Below are 1067 nucleotides of genomic sequence, written 5' to 3'. Positions count from 1 at the left end.
GAACTGACCGGCAACATTGCCGGCGTCTTCACCAAGCGCAAGCTGGACGAAGAGACTTTGCAGGACCTGGAGGATGTGCTGATCCGCGCCGATCTCGGCATGGAGACCGCCTTGCGCGTTACCGACGCGCTGGCCGCCAGCCGCTACGGCAAGGACGTTTCCGACACCGAGGTCCGCGCCATCATGGCGGCCGAGGTGGAAAAAGTGCTGACCCATGTCGCCATGCCGCTGGAGCTCGACCTCTCGCACAAGCCGCATGTCATCCTGGTGGTTGGCGTCAACGGCACCGGCAAGACCACCACCATCGGCAAGCTCGCCGCCAAGCTGACCGATGGCGGCCTGTCGGTCATGCTCGCCGCCGGCGACACGTTCCGCGCGGCAGCCATCGAGCAGCTGAAGATCTGGGGCGAGCGGACGAAATCGCCGGTCATCGCCTCCAAGCTCGGCGCCGATGCCGCCGGCCTTGCCTATGATGCATTCGAGCGGGCGAAAGAGGCCGGCTCCGACGTGCTGATCATCGACACCGCCGGCCGTCTGCAGAACAAGACCGAACTGATGGCCGAGCTCGAAAAGATCGTCCGCGTGCTCGGCAAGCTCGATCCGGAAGCGCCGCACACCGTGCTGCAGACGGTCGACGCCACCACCGGCCAGAACGCGCTCAACCAGGTCGAGATCTTCCGCAATGTCGCCGGCGTCAACGGCCTGGTGATGACCAAGCTGGACGGCACGGCGCGCGGCGGTATTCTGGTGGCGATCGCGGCAAAGCACAAATTGCCGGTCTATTTCATCGGCGTCGGCGAACAGGTCGACGACCTCGAACCTTTCTCAGCAAGCGAATTCGCCAGGGCGATCGCTGGAGTAGCTTAACAAGCATGTCCCAAAAAGGTGCAGACTTTTTGGATCAGATCATGCGCAAGAAAGAGATTCCATGAACCCACCCATTCTCGAACGCGATCCGTCGGACCCGCAGAAGCAGAAGAAGGAAGGCGTCAATCCGCTGCTCAAGCTGGTGCTGGAGCTGGGTCCGTTGATGGTGTTCTTCTTCGCCAATGCGCGCAGCGGATGGC

Annotated in this window: 1 protein-coding gene and 1 pseudogene; both read left to right on the top strand. The window is 62.6% G+C overall.

Annotated features, from left to right (window positions below):
* Positions 1 to 867 (top strand): signal recognition particle-docking protein FtsY (gene ftsY / locus EN969_RS32550; protein ID WP_127419809.1); only part of this gene is annotated, 867 nt, incomplete at its 5' end.
* Positions 868 to 928: 61 nt separating this feature from the next.
* Positions 929 to 1067 (top strand): annotated as a pseudogene (locus EN969_RS36445) (septation protein A); the annotation flags it as partial.

This window comes from Mesorhizobium sp. M7A.F.Ca.CA.003.01.2.1, assembly GCF_003998945.1.
Taxonomy (GTDB): Bacteria; Pseudomonadota; Alphaproteobacteria; order Rhizobiales; family Rhizobiaceae; genus Mesorhizobium; species Mesorhizobium ciceri.
This window is presented reverse-complemented; position numbering and strand designations above follow the sequence as displayed.